The sequence below is a fragment of the Halomonas sp. M4R1S46 genome (genome assembly GCF_025725685.1).
GTDB lineage: Bacteria > Pseudomonadota > Gammaproteobacteria > Pseudomonadales > Halomonadaceae > Halomonas.
Genome location: NZ_CP107008.1, coordinates 3446963 through 3463623 on the forward strand (window position 1 = coordinate 3446963; position 16661 = coordinate 3463623).

Genomic DNA, 16661 nt, shown 5'->3' on the forward strand with positions numbered 1-16661 from the left:
GCGGCTCCTGGCATTGTGGGTCTTGTGACGAGCGATCATCGACAGCTAACGTCAACGTCAGCCACCTTGTCCAGCCGCTCATCACAATGGAGCGATTCCTTTCCCGAGCATCCGCAGGGGATTGCCCCACGAGGCCGGGTCGGCCACTATCGCGGCATTGGGGGGCCGGCCCTCCTACCCGGCCGGGGCGGCCAGGCCCGCGAAGCGGTGCCCGACGAGCCGCCATCAGGCCCCGACACGACACAGCAGGCTGGACTTCCGGTATGCCCGATCGAGCTGGTCCCGAGTTTTCGGCGTGGAACCCCGGCCTGGAGGCCGACCTGCCCAGGCGTCACCAGGCCCTGGAGACGATTCATCATACGGCCAATGTCTATTCCCGCCTTGCCGACATCCCCGAGCTGAGAGCCCTCACCGGCCTCGCGGAAGAGGAGTTGGTCGCGTTCCGGGCGGAGCGCCTGGTGCTGCACGAGGTGATCGTGCAGGTGACGGCCGATGTCGTGGTCCTCGAGGGGGAAGAAGAAGAGCTGCTGGGCCAGCACTTTCGCGACATCGCCCTCAAGATCCTGTCCGACTACCTGGCCCCCCATCTGCCGGCGCTTCGGCAGGAATATGCCCGACTGTATGACGAGATCCACGGCCGGGTGGGCGACATTCTCGCCGCGGCCTTCGCTCCCGAGCCGCAGGAGGCCGAGCCCGAGCCAGGCTCGTTGCTGTCCCGATGGTTTGGCAGACGCCGTACCCCGCCACGGCAGACGGACCGTCGGTCCCTCGAGGAACGGCACCATGACGTGATCCAGGGCATCAAGGACACGGGGCTGGCCGCGCGAGCCGAGCTGGAGCGAGCCATCTACAAGAGCACTTATCGTGTCCTGAATTCGATCGGCGGCACCCAGGGCCATATCGGGGTGGACCGGGAACTGTTGGCACGATTGATCACCCAGCATGTGTGCAACGACTTCGGCAGCCGCCACCTCGGCCGGAAGATCGCCCCCCATGTCGCGCGGGCCATCCAGGTCGAGGGCTATGCTCGACTCCCCTGTGCCAGCGAGCCGATCCTGATCAGCCTCAAGGGGGCCTCGGCGGCCGGCAAGAGCTCCCTGCGCCCCCTGCTGAAGGACACGCTGCGGGACCAGGGCATCCAGCCGGACCAGTACGGCACCGTCTCCCCCGACATCTGGCGCCGCCTCCTCCTCGACTACGACGCCCTGGGCGAGGCCTACAAGTATGCCGGCCGCCTGGCCGGCAAGGAGGTCAAGCTCATCGATGCCAAGCTGGACCGCTACATCCGCGACAAGGCCCAGCGTGAGCGCTCCATCCCGAACCTGCTGATCGACCGGTTCCGTTTCGACAGTTTCTCCCTGGACAGGGTGCCGCGGCTCCTGGATGCCACCTATGCGAAACATGTCGCCACCATGTACTTCTACTTCATCGTCACCCCGCCGGAGGCGACGGTGGAACGCGGCTGGGAGCGCGGCTTGACGCGGGGACGGTACAAGGCGGTGGAGGACTTCCTGGGGCACTGCGTGGAAGCCTATGACGGCATGCCCAGGCTGCTGTTCAAGTGGCTGGACAGCCGGCATCCCCGGCTCGAGTACGTCTTCCTCGACAACAGCGTCCCCAAGCACACCCCGCCGACGACCATCGCCTATGGCAATCGCGAGGTGCTGCACATCCTGGCGCCCCTGGGCCTGGTCAACATCGACCGCTACAAGAAGATCAACACCCGGGCGACATGCCCGGCGGAGGTCTATCCCGACGATGACAGCCTGGCGATCGGCAGGAACTGTGCCTTCCTCAAGCAATGCATCGCCAAGGTGCCGGAGGTCCGCTTCGTCGACGCGGCGACCGGCCAGCCCTACCTGCGAGTCGCGGCGGGTCGCTTCTCGGTAGAGGATCCCACGCTCCTGCAGGCCCAGCGGGAGACCCCGGAGCTCGCGGAGCTGTTCGCCACCCTCGGGGTGCCCGAGCGTTAGGGAAACGCTGATTTATTGCTGCGCTCGACGACCCACAGGGACGTGGGAAGTGCGTGGGTTCGTCGGGAACGAACCTAGCCATCCTGGCCACCGGCGGTACACGCAATCCTCATTGAGCAGTCAGTCAACTCCGGTTGCTGCGCTCCGGCGGCGGCCAGCCTCTCTTCGCTCGCGACATAAATCAGCGCTTCCCTTAGTGCCATCCCTTGAGATAAAAAACGGCCCCGCCTCTCTCGAGACGGGGCCACGGTCATCGCGGGACTGAGGTCAGTGCAGCGAGATGGTGCTGTTGATGCCGCTGGAGACGTTCTCCGGCTCGAACCAGCGGGCGGTGACCGTCTTGGTCTGGGTCCAGAAGGCGATCGCCTGCTTGCCGTTGGGGCCCAGGTCGCCGAGCTTGGAGCCGCGCGAACCGGTGAAACTGAAGTAGGCCACCGGCACCGGGATCGGCACGTTGATGCCCACCTGGCCGACGTCGATGTCGGTCTCGAAGCGGCGCGCCACCCAGCCGGAGTTGGTGAAGATGGAGGTGCCGTTGCCGTTGGGGTTGGCGTTGATCAACTCGATGGCCTCGTCCAGGGTCTCGACGCTCACCACGCAGAGCACCGGACCGAAGATCTCCTCGCGGTAGATGGTCATCTCGGCGCTGACGTCGGCGAACACGGTGGGCCCGACGAAGTTGCCGTGGGGATAGCCTTCCACCTCGTGGCCACGACCGTCGACCAGCAGGCTGGCGCCCTCCTGCTCGCCGGCGTCGATCAGGCGGATGACGCGATCCTTGGCCGCCGGGGACACCAGCGGGCCCAGGTCGGCGTCCTTCTGGATGCCGGGTCCCACCTTCATGTTGCGGGCACCGTCGACGATGTCGTCGAGCCAGGCCCGGGCCTCGCCCACCAGCACCACCACCGAGTTGGCCATGCAGCGCTGGCCGGCGGCGCCGAAGGCGGAGCCCAGCAGGTTGTGGATGGCCTGGCTGCGGTTGGCGTCGGGCATGATCACGCAGTGGTTCTTGGCGCCCATCATCGACTGCATGCGCTTGCCGGCCTCGCTGGCGCGACGGTAGAGCTGCGTGCCGACATGGGTGGAGCCGATGAAGGAGAGCGCCTTGATGTCCGGGTGGTCGGCGATCTGGTTCGCCACCTCCGGCCCGCCGTGCACCACGTTGAGCACGCCGGCCGGCACGCCGGCCTCATGGGCCAGTTCCACCAGGCGCATGGTCGAGCTCGGATCCTGCTCGGAGGGCTTGAGCACGAAGGTGTTGCCGGTGGCGATGGCCAGCGGGAACATGAAGCAGGGCAGCATGATCGGGAAATTGAAGGCGGTGATGCCGGCGCCCACGCCCAACGGCTGGTTGAGGGTGTAGACGTCCACCTCGCTGGCGGCATTCTCGGCCAGCTCGCCGAGCTGCAGCGAGGTGATCGAGCAGGCGTGCTCCACCACCTCCAGGCCGCGGCCCACCTCGCCGGCGGCATCGGGCAGGGTCTTGCCGTGCTCCTCGGTGATCAGCGCGGCCAGCTCCTCGGTGTGCTCGCGAATCAGCGCTTGGAACTTGAGCATGATGCGCTGGCGCTTGGCCAGCGGCACCTTGCGCCAGGCCGTGAAGGCCCCCTTGGCGCTGGCCACGGCCCGGTCGACCTCCTCGGCGGTGCAGAACGGCACCCGGGCGACCACGTCCTGGGTGGCCGGGTTGACCACGTCACGCCACTCCTGGCTCTGGGACGGGACCGCCTGACCATCGATGTAGAGGGGAATCTCGCGAACGGACATGGGCATGCTCCTGAAGAGGTTGTGATTGTAGGATGGCCGTGTTCGACTTTATGTGCATATCGGCACGAAGCCTGATGCTTTCGAGTCTATCCAGTCGGTGGCTGACACGGCAACGGGCACTCAGGCACATTGTTTGTGCATGAATACACAACCCATGCGACGGCGAGGGGCACACGATGCTCGACTGGCAGGATATCCAATTCTTCCTCGAGGTGGCCCGCAGCGAGCGCCTCACCGACGCCGCCCGACGGCTGGGGGTCGACCACTCCACCCTGTCACGGCGCACCCGGCGCTTCGAGCAGCGCCTGAACACTCAGCTGTTCGAACGCAGCACCCACGGCTATCAGCTCACCGAGGCCGGCCAGCAGCTGCTCGCCCATGCCGAGGAGATGGCCCGCCATGCCTTCGAGGCCGGCGAGAGCCTCGCCGACCAGGACCACCAGATCGGTGGCCAGATCCGCCTGGGGGTCACCGAGGGCTTCGGCACCTGGGTCATCGCGCCGCTGCTCTCCGCCTTCTGTGCCCGCCATCCCGGCGTCACCCTGGACCTGCTGGCCCTGCCCCGGGTGGTCAACCTGAGCCGTCACGAGGCGGATCTCGCCATCACCATCGAGCGCCCGGTCAGCCCGGGCCTGGTGATCTCGCGGCTGTGCGACTACCGGCTGCGCCTCTACGCCAGCCGCGACTACCTGGACCGGCACGGCCCCCCGCGCCGGCTCGCCGAGCTCGGCCGGCATCGGCTGATCGGCTATGTGGACGACCTGATCTTCAGCGAGCAGCTCAGCTACCTGGACCCGTTACTGGACCCGGCGGTGGTGGGCCAGCCCGGCCCGCACTTCGCCATGCGCAGCACCAGCGTGACCACCCAGCATGCCGCCGCCCTCGCCGGCACCGGTCTGGCGGTGCTGCCCTGCTTCATGGCGAGTACCTCGGAGGCCTTGATCAACGTTCTGGAAGACGAGGTGGAGGTGGTGCGCCAGTTCTGGATCACCGCCCGCCAGGAGCAGCGACGCCTGGCCCGGGTGCGGCTGCTCTGGGACTTCCTGCGCGAGGCGCTGGAGGCCAACCGCGACTTCCTGATGGGCGAGTCACGCCAGTTGGTGATCCCCGAGGCCGCTCCCCGCGCCTGACCGCCACGGCGGGCTGCAGCGTGTATGCAGGATTCATGATAAAGATTGGCTATCGACGCCTTCGACAAAGAAAAATGGAAGCCGTGAGGCTCGGCACTAAGCTTGGGGTAGAGGGATGGGTGACGCCCCCAACCACTGACGCCGTGAGCCCCCCCCGGTTCGGTCAGTGCATTGCCCTGGCAGGGAGCCATCCGCTGTGGCCAGGGGATTCAGCACCACCCAACATCGTGACGACTGGAGAGTAGAGATGGGCAACGAACAACACAGCACCGCCGGCAAGTGTCCAGTGATGCACGGAGGCCAGACCGCCAACGGTCATTCCAACACCGACTGGTGGCCGGAAACCCTGAACCTTGACATCCTCCATCAGCATGACCGCAAGTCCGACCCGATGGGCGAGGACTTCAACTATCGCGACGAGGTCAGGAAGCTCGACTTCGATGCGCTCAAGCAGGACCTCCACGACCTGATGACCGACAGTCAGGCCTGGTGGCCGGCCGACTGGGGCCACTACGGCGGCCTGATGATCCGCATGTCCTGGCACGCGGCCGGCACCTACCGCATCGCCGACGGCCGCGGCGGCGGCGGTACCGGCAACCAGCGCTTCGCGCCGATCAGTTCCTGGCCCGACAACGTCAGCCTGGACAAGGCGCGCCGCCTGCTGTGGCCGATCAAGAAGAAGTACGGCAACAAGCTGAGCTGGGCCGACCTGATCATCCTGGCCGGCAACGTGGCCTACGAATCCATGGGCCTGAAGACCTTCGGCTTCTCCTTCGGCCGCGAGGACATCTGGCACCCCGAGAAGGACATCTACTGGGGCGCCGAGAAGGAGTGGCTGGCCCCCTCCGACGAGCGCTACGGCAACGTCGACCAGCCCGACACCATGGAGAACCCCCTGGCCGCGGTGCAGATGGGGCTGATCTACGTCAACCCGGAAGGCGTGAATGGCCAGCCGGATCCGCTCAAGTCCGCCGAGCAGGTTCGCGAGACCTTCAAGCGGATGGCGATGAACGACGAGGAGACCGCTGCACTGACCGCCGGTGGCCATACCGTGGGCAAGACCCACGGCAACGGTGATGCCGCCGCGCTGGGCCCGGAACCCGAGGCGACCGACGTCGAGGAGCAGGGCCTGGGCTGGAAGAACCCCAACATGCAGGGCAAGGCCGCCAATGCGGTGACCTCCGGCATCGAGGGCGCCTGGACCAAGTACCCGACGAAGTTCGACATGGGCTACTTCGACATGCTGCTCGACCACGAGTGGGAGCTGAAGAAGAGCCCCGCCGGCGCCAACCAGTGGGAGCCCGTCGACATCAAGGAGGAGGACAAGCCGGTCGATGCCAGCGACCCCTCCCTTCGCCACAATCCCATCATGACCGATGCGGACATGGCGATGAAGATGGACCCCAGCTATCGGAAGTACATGGAGGCGTTCCGCAAGGACACGGGCTACTTCCAGGACACCTTCGCGCGGGCCTGGTTCAAGCTGCTCCACCGCGACCTGGGACCCAAGTCCCGCTACATCGGTCCGGAAGCCCCCAGGGAGGACCTGGTCTGGCAGGATCCGGTACCGGCCGGCAGCACCGACTACTCCGTCGAGGCGGTCAAGCAGCGGATCGCCGAGAGCGGCCTCTCCATCGCCGAGATGGTCAGCACCGCCTGGGACAGCGCACGCACCTTCCGCGGTTCCGACTTGCGCGGCGGCGCCAACGGCGCCCGTATTCGCCTGGCCCCGCAGAAGGACTGGGAGGGCAACGAGCCGCAGCGCCTGGCCAGGGTCCTGGGGGTGTACGAGAAGATCGCCGCCGACAGCGGCGCCAGCGTGGCCGACGTGATCGTGCTGGGCGGCAGTGTGGGCATCGAGAAGGCCGCCAAGGCCGCCGGCCACGATATCCTGGTGCCCTTCGCACCGGGCCGCGGTGACGCCAGCGACGAGATGACCGACGCCGAGTCCTTCCAGTACTTGGAGCCGCTGGCCGATGGCTTCCGCAACTGGCAGAAGCAGGAGTATGTCGTCAAGCCGGAGGAGATGCTGCTCGATCGCGCCCAACTGATGGGCCTGACCGCGCCGGAGATGACCGTGCTGATCGGCGGCATGCGCGTGCTGGGCACCAACCATGCTAGCTCCAGTCACCACGGCGTATTGACCGAGCGGGAAGGTCAACTGACCAACGACTTCTTCGTCAACCTGACCGACATGGGCAACACCTGGAAGCCGGTGGGCAACAATCTCTACGAGATTCGCGACCGCAACAGCGACCAGGTGAAGTGGACCGCCAGCCGCATCGACCTGGTGTTCGGCTCCAACTCCATCCTGCGCTCCTACGCGGAGGTGTACGCCCAGGACGACAACCAGGAGAAGTTCGTGAAGGACTTCGTGGCGGCCTGGACCAAGGTGATGAACGCCGACCGCTTCGATCTGGCCTGATCGCCGTTTCCCCCGCCGCTTCGGCGGCGGGTTCCTGCCACGGCAACCGCGCCGGCCCGAGGGCCGGCGCGGTGCGTTCATGGCTCGCTTACGTCCTGCCCGCCACCACGGGCCCGGCTCGTCTCTCGCCCGTCACCGCCATCCACGTCGCCTGGCACATCCCATTGCGACCCCGCCCCGGCCGTGTCGACTCCCGCGATACGATCCGGACTGGACTTGTTATGTTATATCATTTAAAAAGCCTGCTCCCGCAATGTTATCTCATAACGCTTCAGGAGTCTCTACTCATGCTGCCCAGGCTACTCGCCGCGACCCTGACGGCCGGGCTGATCGCCGGCCTTTCCTCGCAGACGACCCTCGCCGACGACCGCCTCGATATCGTCGCTCCCTGGGAGATCAACAGCGCCGATCCCTCCCGCGCCGGGCACGTCTTCCTGCGCATGCAGGTCGCCGAGACCCTGGTCGACACCGACCGGGAAGGCCGGCTGGTCCCCGGCCTGGCCCAGCGCTGGGAGCCCTCACCGGAGGGTCACCGCTGGCGCTTCGTGCTGCGTGAGGGCGTGCGCTTCCATGACGGGTCGCCGCTCTCGGCCCAGAGCGTCGTGGCGGCCCTCGAGCGTGCCGCCGCCCGCCCCGGCATGCTCTCCCAGGCGCCCATCGAAGCGATCGAGGCCGATGGGCAGGCGGTGGTCCTGCGTCTCTCGCGCCCCTACGCCCTGCTGCCGGCCCTGCTGGCCCACAGCTCGACCCAGATCCTCGCCCCGGCCGCCTTCGACGATGACGGCGACGCCGTCGCCGTCATCGGCACCGGCCCCTATGCCGTCACCGCCCTGCAGACGCCCCAGCGCCTGACGGTGGAGCGCTTCGATGACTACTGGGGCGAGCCGGCGAGCATCGAGGCGGCCAGCTACCTGGCCGCACCCCGCGGCGAGACCCGCGCCCTGATGGCCCAGAGCGGCGACGCCGACGTCGTCTTCACCCTCGACCCGGCCAGCCGCCTGCGCCTGGCGCGGCAGCCGAACCTGACGCTGGCCACCACCCCCCTGCCGCGCACGGTCACGGTGAAGCTGAACGCGGCCCACCCGGCCCTGGCGGACACCTCGACACGCCGCGCCCTGAGCCTGGCCGTGAATCGCCAGGGCATCGCCCGGGGCGTGATGCGCACCCCCGAGGCCGCGGCCAACCAGCTCTTCCCCCCCGCCCTGGCGGACTGGCATCGGCGCGAGCCGGCGACCCCGGCCCGGGATCTCGATGCCGCCCGGACGCTGCTCGACGACCAGGGCTGGACCCTCGGCGATGACGGCATCCGCACCCGCGACGGCCGGCGCCTGGCACTGACCCTGACCACCTTCGCCGACCGCCCGGAGCTGCCGATCATCGCCACCGCCCTGCAGGACCAGTGGCGCGAGCTGGGCGTCGATGTCTCGGTCAACGTCGGCAACGCCAGCGAGATCCCGGCCGGCCATCACGACGGCTCCCTGGAGATGGGGCTGATGGCGCGCAACTACGGCCTGGTGCCGGACCCGCTGGCCACCCTGCGCGAGGACTTCGGCCCCGAGGGCGGTGACTGGGGCGCCATGAACTGGTCCGATCCGCAGTTGACCGCGCTTCTCGAGTCGCTGACCGAGACGCCGCCGGGCGAGGCGCGACGCGACCAGGCCCATGCCGTCGCCGAACTGCTCGACGCGGCGCTGCCGGTGATTCCCGTCGCCTGGTACCAGCAGACCGCCGCGGTGAACGACCGGCTCGACGGCTTCAGCCTCGACCCCCTGGAGCGCAGCTACCGCCTCACCGACCTCAGCTGGAGCGAGACATGAACCGCCTGACCTCGCTGTTGCTCGGCCGCCTGTGGCAGGCGGGGCTGGTGGCCTGGGGCGTCGGCACCCTGACCTTCCTGCTGACCCGGGCACTGCCCGGCGACATGGCCTACCGCATCGCCGCCGGCCGCTACGGCTACGAGAACGTCGACCGCGACGCCGCCGAGGCCGTGGCGCGGGAGCTCGCCCTGGGCGGCTCGCCCCTGGGCGACTACCTGCACTGGCTGGGCGACCTGGCGCGCCTCGACCTCGGCCACTCGCTGGTCAGCGGCGAGGCGGTATGGAGCGAGGTCCGCCATCAGCTCGGCCACTCCCTGGACCTGGCGCTCGTCGCCGTGCTGCTGGCCCTGCTGATCGGCCCGCCCCTGGGCCTGCTCGCCGGGCTGCGCCGGGACGGCTGGCTCGACCGCGCCAACCTGCTCGGCGCCGTCCTGCTGCGCTCGCTGCCCTCCTTCGTGATCGGCCTGCTGCTGATCATGGTCTTCTCGGTCGGCCTCGGCTGGCTCCCGGCCGCCGGCCACGGCGGCGCGGCCCATGTCTGGCTACCGGCGCTGGCGCTGGCCCTGGGGCTCGCCGCCGTGTCGACCCGGGTGGCGCGCAACGCCATGGCCGGCGTCGCCCGCTCGCCCTTCTATGCCTTCGCCCGCACCAAGGGGCTGTCAGCGTGGCTCGCCTTCCGGCGGCACGGCCTGCGCAATGCCGGCGTGCCCGTGGTGGCCTATCTGGGCGTGCAGCTGGTCTATCTGATCGAGGGCGTGGTGGTAGTGGAATCGCTGTTCGCCTGGCCCGGTATCGGCCACGCCCTGGTGCACGCCCTGGTCGCCCGGGACGTGCCCATGGTCCAGGGCACCGCACTCGCCATGGGGCTGCTGTTCGTGGCCCTCAACACCCTGGTCGACCTGACCTGCCTGCTCATCGATCCCCGGAGGCGCCAGGCATGATCGCGACGCTTTCCCTGCTTCCCTCGCGCTGGCGGGCCCTGCCCCACGCCCGGCGCTGGGGCGCCGGCCTGCTGCTCGCCCTGCTGGCCGTCGCCTGGCTGTTGCCGCTGGCCGTGCCGCTGGACCCGGCCCGTCAGGACCTGATGAACACCCTGGCCGGCCCCAGCCTGGCCGAGCCCCTGGGCACCGATCACCAGGGGCGCAGCCAGCTCGCCCGCATGGCGGCGGCCATCCGCCTGTCCACCGGGATGGCGCTGGTGAGCGTGCTGAGCGCCGCGCTGCCCGGCGTGCTGCTGGGCGTGCTGGCCGGCTGGCGCGGCGGCTGGACGGACCGCGCCCTGGGACTGGTCGCCGACTGCGTGCTGGCCCTGCCCGGCCTGCTGCTGGTGCTGCTGCTGGCCGCCATCGCCCCGGGGCAGTTCTGGGCCCTCTACGTCGGCATCGCCCTGGTGCTGTGGGTCGAGTACTTCCGCGTGGTGCGGGCCACCACCCGCAGCCTGGCCGCCTCGCCCCAACTGCAGGCATCAAGGCTGCTGGGCTTCGGCCACGGCTACCTGCTGCGACGCCACCTGTGGCCTGAACTGGCCCCGGGGGTACTGACGATCGCGGCCTTCGGCGCCGCCAACGCCATCCTGGCGCTCGCCGCCCTGGGCTTCGTGAGCATCGGCCTGGAGCCGCCCACCGCGGAGCTGGGCCTGATGATGACCGAACTGCTGCCCTACTACCGCGAAGCGCCGTGGATCATCCTGCAACCCATCGCCGTGCTCTTCCTGCTGGTGCTGGGTTGCCAACTGCTGGCCGGAAGGGAACCCCAATGACACTTCACGCCATCGATCTCGGTGTCCGGGCCGGCGACGACTGCCTGGTCGCCCCCTGCACCTTCCGCCTTCAGGCCGGCGAGAACCTGACCCTGCTCGGCGAGACCGGCGCGGGCAAGAGCCTCCTGGCCCAGGCGATCATGGGCACCCTGCCCGCGGGCCTCGAGGCCCACGGCGAGGTCCGGCTCGACGGTCGGGAGCTGCTCGACCTGCCGCCTGGCGAACGCCGGCGGCTGTGGGGGCGCGAGCTGGTGCTGCTGCCCCAGGAGCCCTGGCACGCCCTGGACCCGCTGATGCGCGCCGGCGAGCAGGTCCGCGAGACCTACCGCTTCGTCGCCGGCGACGACGATAGCCGGGCCCGCGAGCGCACGCGGCGGGCGCTGCAACGCCTGGGGCTCGGCCAGGCCGCACGCCGCCTGCCGAGCGAGCTGTCCGGCGGCATGGCGCAACGCCTCGCCTTCGCCGCCGCCACTGCGGCCGGTGGGCGGCTGGTGATCGCCGACGAGCCCACCAAGGGGCTGGATGCCGACCGGCGCGACGAGGTGGTCTCGCTGCTGCAGGAGGCCCAGCGCGGCGGCGGCATGCTGCTCACCATCACCCACGACATCCGGGTCGCCAGGCGCCTGGGCGGGCGAGTGATGATCCTGCGCGACGGGCGCTGCGTGGAGGAAGGAGACGCCACCGAGGTGCTGCATCGGCCGCGCAGCGACTTCGGCCGACGCCTGCTGGCCGCCGACCCGGCCGAATGGCCGGCCCGCGACACGTCCCCGCGCGCCGCCGGCGAGCCGGTGCTCCGGGTCCGTGGGCTGGGCAAGGCGCTGGGCGGCAGGCGGCTGTTCGAGGGGCTGTCGTTCTCGCTGTCGCCGGGGGAGGTGGTCGGCATCACTGGCCCCTCCGGGTGCGGCAAGAGCACCCTGGGCAACCTGCTGCTCGGCCTGGGGCGGCCGGACCGCGGGAGCGTGGAGCGCGCCGCCGGCATCGCGGCGCATCGTTTCCAGAAGCTCTATCAGGACCCGCCGGCGGCCTTCGCCCCGCACTGGACCCTGGGCACCCTGGTGGACGACCTGCTCCGGCGCCACCGCCTGGACCGCGACCGGGTGCCGCCGTTGCTGGAACGCCTCCGGCTCTCGCCGGCGCTGCTCTCGCGGCGGCCCGGCGAGGTCTCGGGCGGCGAGCTGCAGCGCCTCTCGCTGCTGCGGGTGCTGCTGCTCGACCCGGTGCTGCTGTTCGCCGACGAGCCCACCTCGCGCCTGGACCCGCTCACCCAGCGCGACATCCTGCCGCTGATGACCGAGCTCGCCCGGGAGCGCGACTGTGCCCTGCTGCTGGTCAGCCATGATCGCGAGCTGATCCACCACAGCTGTGACCGTACCATCGCCCTCGCTGGAGACACGTCGATGCCCCAACCCGGCCTCGCGGCGGTGGCCACGGCCGAATGACGCCGAGGCTCAGGTGCCGCAGAAGGTCCGCAGCACCTTCTCGTGGTCATGGGGCGGCCGGGTGTAGTCGACCTCGCCGGCGGGCGCCTCGAAGGGCCGGGTGATCACCGCCAGCAGCGCCTCGAAGGGCGCGAAGTCGTCGTCCTCGGCGGCCGCCGCCAGGGCCTGCGCCACCCGGTGGTTACGGGGGATCACCGCGGGGTTGGTGCCACGCAGGCGACGGGCGATCTCCGCCTCGTCGACGTCCTCCCGGGCGAGGCGCTGCCGCCAGCGCGACAGCCAGGCATCCAGTGCTTCGCGGTCGTCGAACAGCTCGGCCAGGCGGGCCTTGCCCTCTGCGCCGTCCAGGGCATCGGCCAGCCGGCGAAAGGCCAGGGTGAAGTCGGCCCGGGCCGCCTGCATGGCATCGAGAAGGTCCTGGGCCAGGGCGCCGTCGCCCTCCTCCCGAGTGGCCAGCCCCAGCTTGGCGCGCAGCACCGCCTGCCAGCAGGAATCAAAGCGCTCGGTGAAGGCCTCGATGACCGACGTCGCCCGCGCGATGGCGCGATCGCTGTCGTCATCGATCAGCGGCAACAGGGTCTCGGCGAAGCGCGCCAGGTTCCACTGGGCGATGACCGGCTGGTTGAGGTAGGCATAGCGCCCGCGCTCGTCGATGGAGCTGAACACGGTGCGCGGGTCATAGGCGTCCATGAAGGCGCACGGGCCGTAGTCGATGGTCTCGCCGGAAATCGAGGTGTTGTCGGTGTTCATCACGCCGTGGATGAAGCCGATGCCCATCCAGCGGGCCACCAGCTCGGCCTGGCGCCCCACCACGGCCTCGAGCAGGGCCAGGTAGCGCTCGTCCGCCGGCCTCTCGGCCAGGTCGGGATAGTGGCGGTCGATCGCCTCGTCGGCGAGCAGCTGCACGGCCTCGCTGTCGCGCCGCGCCGCGAAGTACTGGAAGGTGCCCACCCGCAGGTGGCTGGCGGCGACCCGGGTCAGCACCGCGCCGGGCTCGGGGATGCGCCGGAAGACCCGCTCGCCGGTGGTCACCGCGGCCAGCGCTCGGGTGGTGGGAATGCCCAGGGCGTGCATGGCCTCGCTGACCAGATACTCGCGCAGCACCGGTCCCAGGGGGGCGCGACCGTCGCCGCCCCGGGAGAAGGGGGTGCGGCCCGAGCCCTTGAGCTGCAGGTCACGCAGGCGTCCCCGCCGATCGACCACCTCGCCCAGCAGCAGCGCCCGGCCGTCGCCGAGCTGGGGCACGAAGTTGCCGAACTGGTGGCCGGCGTAGGCCATGGCCAGCGGCTCGGCCCCCTCGGGGACGGCATTGCCGGCGAACACCTCGGCGGCGCGCTCGGCGTTGAAGTCCTCGACATCGAAGCCCAGCTCGTCGGCCAGTTCACGGTTGAAGGCCACCAGGCGAGGCTCGGTCACGGGCGTCGGCAGGCAATCGGCCCGCAGCCGCGCCGGCAGCCGGGCATAGCGAAGGGAAAAGCTCGGGAACATGACGCCTCCTCGGTTGAGCGCTCGCCTACCCTACAGGGACAGGCGATCGCGGCCAACATTCCCCGGTCGATGACCAGGGCTATCGCAGTTGGGGCTGACGAGGGGCGCCGGGGACAAGCCGAAGAGGAGGTCCTACGCCAGGGGTGAGGAGCACGGCTCCGAACGGGCTGGCCATGGATGGCCAGCACCGGACCTGCAAGCGGAGCGGGACGCGAGAGCGCCGCAGGGCGTCGGTAGCGTACAGGGAGGTATTCACAGCGCCTCCTCGCAGGCTTGTCGACGGATCAGCCCCGAGCGATACCGCTGAGGTAATGCCACGGCAGGCCGCGGCTTACAGCGGCACGATATAGAACAGGCAGTCGCTGCGGGCGATCTCGACGTTGGTGGTGGCCATGAACAGGCGCATCGGGCCACGGGGATAGAGTCGCCCCTGGCGCTCGCAGAGCAGCTCCGGGAGACGGTCCCGGCCCTGGGCGTCGCGGGCCTGCAGCCCGGCCAGCCCCCCTTCCCCCAGCCAGCCCAGGAAGGTGTCCGGCAGCGTCAGGCCGCGGTTGTGCTCGTCGATGCGGGCCCACAGCGTCACGTCCACCCCGGGCTCGGGCTCGCGGCCATAGGCGATGCTCACCCCGGGCCTGAGCTCTACCCGCAGGGGGTGCACCAGGATGTCGAGGTCGGGGTTGGGCACCAGCTCGCCCAGCTCCGGCCACTCGGCCAGGCGGCGATAGACGCTGCCGGCCACCGTCCGCGCCTCCGGCTGCAGGGCGCCCCCGCACTCCAGGGTGAGCATCGGGCAGCCGGCGAGCCCCGATACGACCAGGGGCAGCTCCATCAGGCTGCCCAGCCGGAAGTCGGTGACGATCAGCCGCTCGCAGAACTGGCCCGCCAGCCGCTCGAGCCAGGGATCGCGCAGCGTGGCGACGGCGAAGGAGGGACCATTGCCCGAGGTGTTGTGCAGATCGATGACACACTCCGGGGCCCAGGCCTGGAGATCCTCGACGATGGCCCGGGCCAGCGCCCCGCCGGCGCCCTCGTGGGGAGGCCGGAAGCAGCGGTTGAGGTCGCGCCCGCCGGGCACGCTGCGGTGGGTGAAGTGCGGCGGTGTCAGGGCCGCCTCGACATTGGCCACCAGCACCGCCAGCCGCGTTCGCGGCCGGGGGCGCTCCGCCAGCCAGCGGTGCAGCGCCAGGACCCCGGAGGGCTCGTTGCCGTGCAGCAGGGTGGTGATCACCCGGCAGCGCCGGTCGTCGGCCCCCGACAGGACGATCCAGGTGGCCTCGCCCAGGGACTCCACCCAGGTCCCCACGTCGTCGTGGTCGATGGGCGGGTCACGGAGGACGGGCAAGCGCAGCGCGGCCATTCACACCTCCCTCGACCAGCTGGCCACCGGCCGATTGGCCAGCGACGCCTCGCCATAGCGCGCCAGCATCCGATGACAGGCGTCGAGGCGCTCGAGCCCCTGCCGCTCGAAGCGCTGCAGCACCTCGCGCTGCCAGCGGGCCCCGTTGAGGCGCGCAGCCAGGCGATGCTCGATGACCGACAGGTAGGGCGCGCTGTCGGCCTCCGCCACGCCCAGCGCGCGCAGGCCCCGGCTGGCATGGGGCAGCAGGCGCTCGACCAGGGTCACGATGGCGATTTCCTCGAGCCGGTGGTGGCGGCGGTGGGGCCACAGCAGCCGCGCCGCCAGGCCATGCTGGGCGGCGCGATAGAAGTTGTACTCGGCATAGCGGAAGGGCATGGCACTCAGCCAGTCGTCGATGTCCTCCCGCAGCCCGGCCACCAGCCCGAGCAGCAGGGCGGTGTTGGCCACCATGTCCACGGCGCTGGGGCCCGACGGCAGGGCGCGCATCTCCACCCGCAGGTGCCCGCCGAAGGCGGGGTCGTAGACGGCCCGGTTCCAGGGCCAGACGGTGCCCATGTGCAGGCGCAGCTCCGCCAGGGCCGGTGCCCCGGCGCCGGGCTGCCAGCCCGCCAGCGGCCCCTCGCCGTTGACGGGCATGATCGGCTGGTGCAGGGCGACCGTCTCGGCGAACAGCTCCCAGGCGCTGCGGCGCACCCAGCCCTGGCCGAAGGATACCCGGGACGGCTGGCGCCAGCGCCCGCTGCCGCGCATGCGACAGTCCACCGCCTGCTTGAACAGGGCGATGCGGGTTTCCTCCCACAGGCAGTGCTGCAGGAACAGCGGCGAGTTGGCGCCCAGCGCCAGCACCAGCGGGGTCACCAGCTGGATGGTGTTGAAGGTGTCGGCATAGTCCTCGGGGGCCACGCGCAGGTGCAGCTGGTAGGAGGTGTTGGCCCCCTCCAGCACCACATGGGAACTGCTCACCCGGATGGTGTCGTCGCCGTGGATCTCGACGCTGAAATCCTCGCCGCGCAGGCGCTTGAGCTCCCGCTCGAGCGCCCGGTAGCGCGGCAGATCGGTCATGGCGTGCTCGCCGAGGTCCTCGGCACGCAGGGTGGGCAGGATGCCGATGGGAATGATGCACCCCCGGTGGGCCGCGGCGGCCGACTGCAGCCGGGCCAGCACCTGCAGCAGCTGCTGTTCCAGGGCATGCAGGGGCCAGCCCTGCAGCGACAGGGGCGCCAGGTTGTACTCGATGTTGTAGCGGTTCAGCTCGAGCTGCAGCTGGGGATCCTGGAGCTCGTCGACGAGCGTCTGGTTGATGTTCAGCACCCGGCCGTCGCCATCGGTGATATAGGCCTCCAGCTCCGCGCCGATCGTCGCGGGACCGACGCCGAACCCGGGCTGGGCCAGCACGTCCCGAAGGATGCCGAGGCTGGCCCTCAGGCGCCTGCCGAACAGCCGGAAATCGGCTGCCGTGAAGGCATCGCGCTCGATGATCGAACCCATATACCGCTCCCGTAT

Annotated in this window: 11 protein-coding genes; 7 read left to right on the top strand and 4 right to left on the bottom strand. The window is 69.9% G+C overall.

From position 1 onward, the window contains the following. The first annotated feature begins 263 nt into the window (after positions 1 to 263). Positions 264 to 1973: a zeta toxin family protein gene (locus OCT48_RS15960; protein WP_263590117.1), complete on the top strand. Its 1710-nt coding sequence runs from the start codon at positions 264 to 266 to the stop codon at positions 1971 to 1973. A gap of 267 nt (positions 1974 to 2240) precedes the next feature. On the opposite strand, the gene OCT48_RS15965 is transcribed toward OCT48_RS15960, so the two are convergent. Further along, positions 2241 to 3740: a CoA-acylating methylmalonate-semialdehyde dehydrogenase gene (locus tag OCT48_RS15965; protein ID WP_263590118.1), complete on the bottom strand. Its 1500-nt coding sequence runs from the start codon at positions 3738 to 3740 to the stop codon at positions 2241 to 2243. Positions 3741 to 3916: 176 nt separating this feature from the next. On the opposite strand from OCT48_RS15965, the gene OCT48_RS15970 reads away from it, so the two are divergent. The 6 genes from OCT48_RS15970 to OCT48_RS15995 all read left to right on the top strand — a co-directional run bounded on the left by OCT48_RS15970 (position 3917) and on the right by OCT48_RS15995 (position 12310). Then, positions 3917 to 4870 (top strand): LysR family transcriptional regulator, encoded by a 954-nt coding sequence (locus OCT48_RS15970; protein WP_263590119.1) that lies wholly within the window; start codon positions 3917 to 3919, stop codon positions 4868 to 4870. Between the two features lie 247 nt (positions 4871 to 5117). Then, entirely contained in the window at positions 5118 to 7295 is a 2178-nt protein-coding gene (katG, locus tag OCT48_RS15975) for a catalase/peroxidase HPI (protein WP_263590120.1), read from the top strand. A gap of 287 nt (positions 7296 to 7582) precedes the next feature. Continuing rightward, entirely contained in the window at positions 7583 to 9112 is a 1530-nt protein-coding gene (locus OCT48_RS15980) for an ABC transporter substrate-binding protein (RefSeq protein ID WP_263590121.1), read from the top strand. Next, positions 9109 to 10053: an ABC transporter permease gene (locus tag OCT48_RS15985; protein ID WP_263590122.1), complete on the top strand. Its 945-nt coding sequence runs from the start codon at positions 9109 to 9111 to the stop codon at positions 10051 to 10053. The genes OCT48_RS15980 and OCT48_RS15985 overlap by 4 nt, the downstream gene beginning before the upstream one ends. Further along, on the top strand, positions 10050 to 10871 hold the full coding sequence (locus tag OCT48_RS15990; protein WP_263590123.1) for an ABC transporter permease: 822 nt from the start codon (positions 10050 to 10052) through the stop codon (positions 10869 to 10871). The genes OCT48_RS15985 and OCT48_RS15990 overlap by 4 nt, the downstream gene beginning before the upstream one ends. After that, positions 10868 to 12310, top strand: coding sequence for an ABC transporter ATP-binding protein (locus OCT48_RS15995; RefSeq protein WP_263590124.1), 1443 nt, complete (start codon positions 10868 to 10870; stop codon positions 12308 to 12310). The genes OCT48_RS15990 and OCT48_RS15995 overlap by 4 nt, the downstream gene beginning before the upstream one ends. A 9-nt stretch (positions 12311 to 12319) precedes the next feature. Here the strand turns inward: OCT48_RS15995 and OCT48_RS16000 are convergent, their stop codons facing one another. The 3 genes from OCT48_RS16000 to OCT48_RS16010 form a co-directional block, all read right to left on the bottom strand. Next, positions 12320 to 13798, bottom strand: a complete 1479-nt coding sequence (locus OCT48_RS16000) for a protein adenylyltransferase SelO (protein WP_263590125.1) — start codon at positions 13796 to 13798, stop codon at positions 12320 to 12322. Positions 13799 to 14129: 331 nt separating this feature from the next. Beyond that, positions 14130 to 15155 carry a succinylglutamate desuccinylase/aspartoacylase family protein gene (locus OCT48_RS16005; protein WP_263590126.1) on the bottom strand — a complete coding sequence of 342 codons (1026 nt, stop codon included), beginning with the start codon at positions 15153 to 15155 and terminating at the stop codon, positions 14130 to 14132. Then, positions 15156 to 16646, bottom strand: coding sequence for a hypothetical protein (locus tag OCT48_RS16010; RefSeq protein WP_263590127.1), 1491 nt, complete (start codon positions 16644 to 16646; stop codon positions 15156 to 15158). Between the last annotated feature and the right edge of the window lie 15 nt (positions 16647 to 16661).

Excerpts from the sequence above, each read along its gene's own strand:
- OCT48_RS15960 (WP_263590117.1), top strand. The coding sequence starts at position 264 with ATGCCCGATCGAGCTGGTCCCGAGTTTTCGGCGTGGAACCCCGGCCTG.
- OCT48_RS15965 (WP_263590118.1), bottom strand. The coding sequence starts at position 3,740 with ATGTCCGTTCGCGAGATTCCCCTCTACATCGATGGTCAGGCGGTCCCG.
- OCT48_RS15970 (WP_263590119.1), top strand. The coding sequence starts at position 3,917 with ATGCTCGACTGGCAGGATATCCAATTCTTCCTCGAGGTGGCCCGCAGC.
- katG (WP_263590120.1), top strand. The coding sequence starts at position 5,118 with ATGGGCAACGAACAACACAGCACCGCCGGCAAGTGTCCAGTGATGCAC.
- OCT48_RS15980 (WP_263590121.1), top strand. The coding sequence starts at position 7,583 with ATGCTGCCCAGGCTACTCGCCGCGACCCTGACGGCCGGGCTGATCGCC.
- OCT48_RS15985 (WP_263590122.1), top strand. The coding sequence starts at position 9,109 with ATGAACCGCCTGACCTCGCTGTTGCTCGGCCGCCTGTGGCAGGCGGGG.
- OCT48_RS15990 (WP_263590123.1), top strand. The coding sequence starts at position 10,050 with ATGATCGCGACGCTTTCCCTGCTTCCCTCGCGCTGGCGGGCCCTGCCC.
- OCT48_RS15995 (WP_263590124.1), top strand. The coding sequence starts at position 10,868 with ATGACACTTCACGCCATCGATCTCGGTGTCCGGGCCGGCGACGACTGC.
- OCT48_RS16000 (WP_263590125.1), bottom strand. The coding sequence starts at position 13,798 with ATGTTCCCGAGCTTTTCCCTTCGCTATGCCCGGCTGCCGGCGCGGCTG.
- OCT48_RS16005 (WP_263590126.1), bottom strand. The coding sequence starts at position 15,155 with ATGGCCGCGCTGCGCTTGCCCGTCCTCCGTGACCCGCCCATCGACCAC.
- OCT48_RS16010 (WP_263590127.1), bottom strand. The coding sequence starts at position 16,646 with ATGGGTTCGATCATCGAGCGCGATGCCTTCACGGCAGCCGATTTCCGG.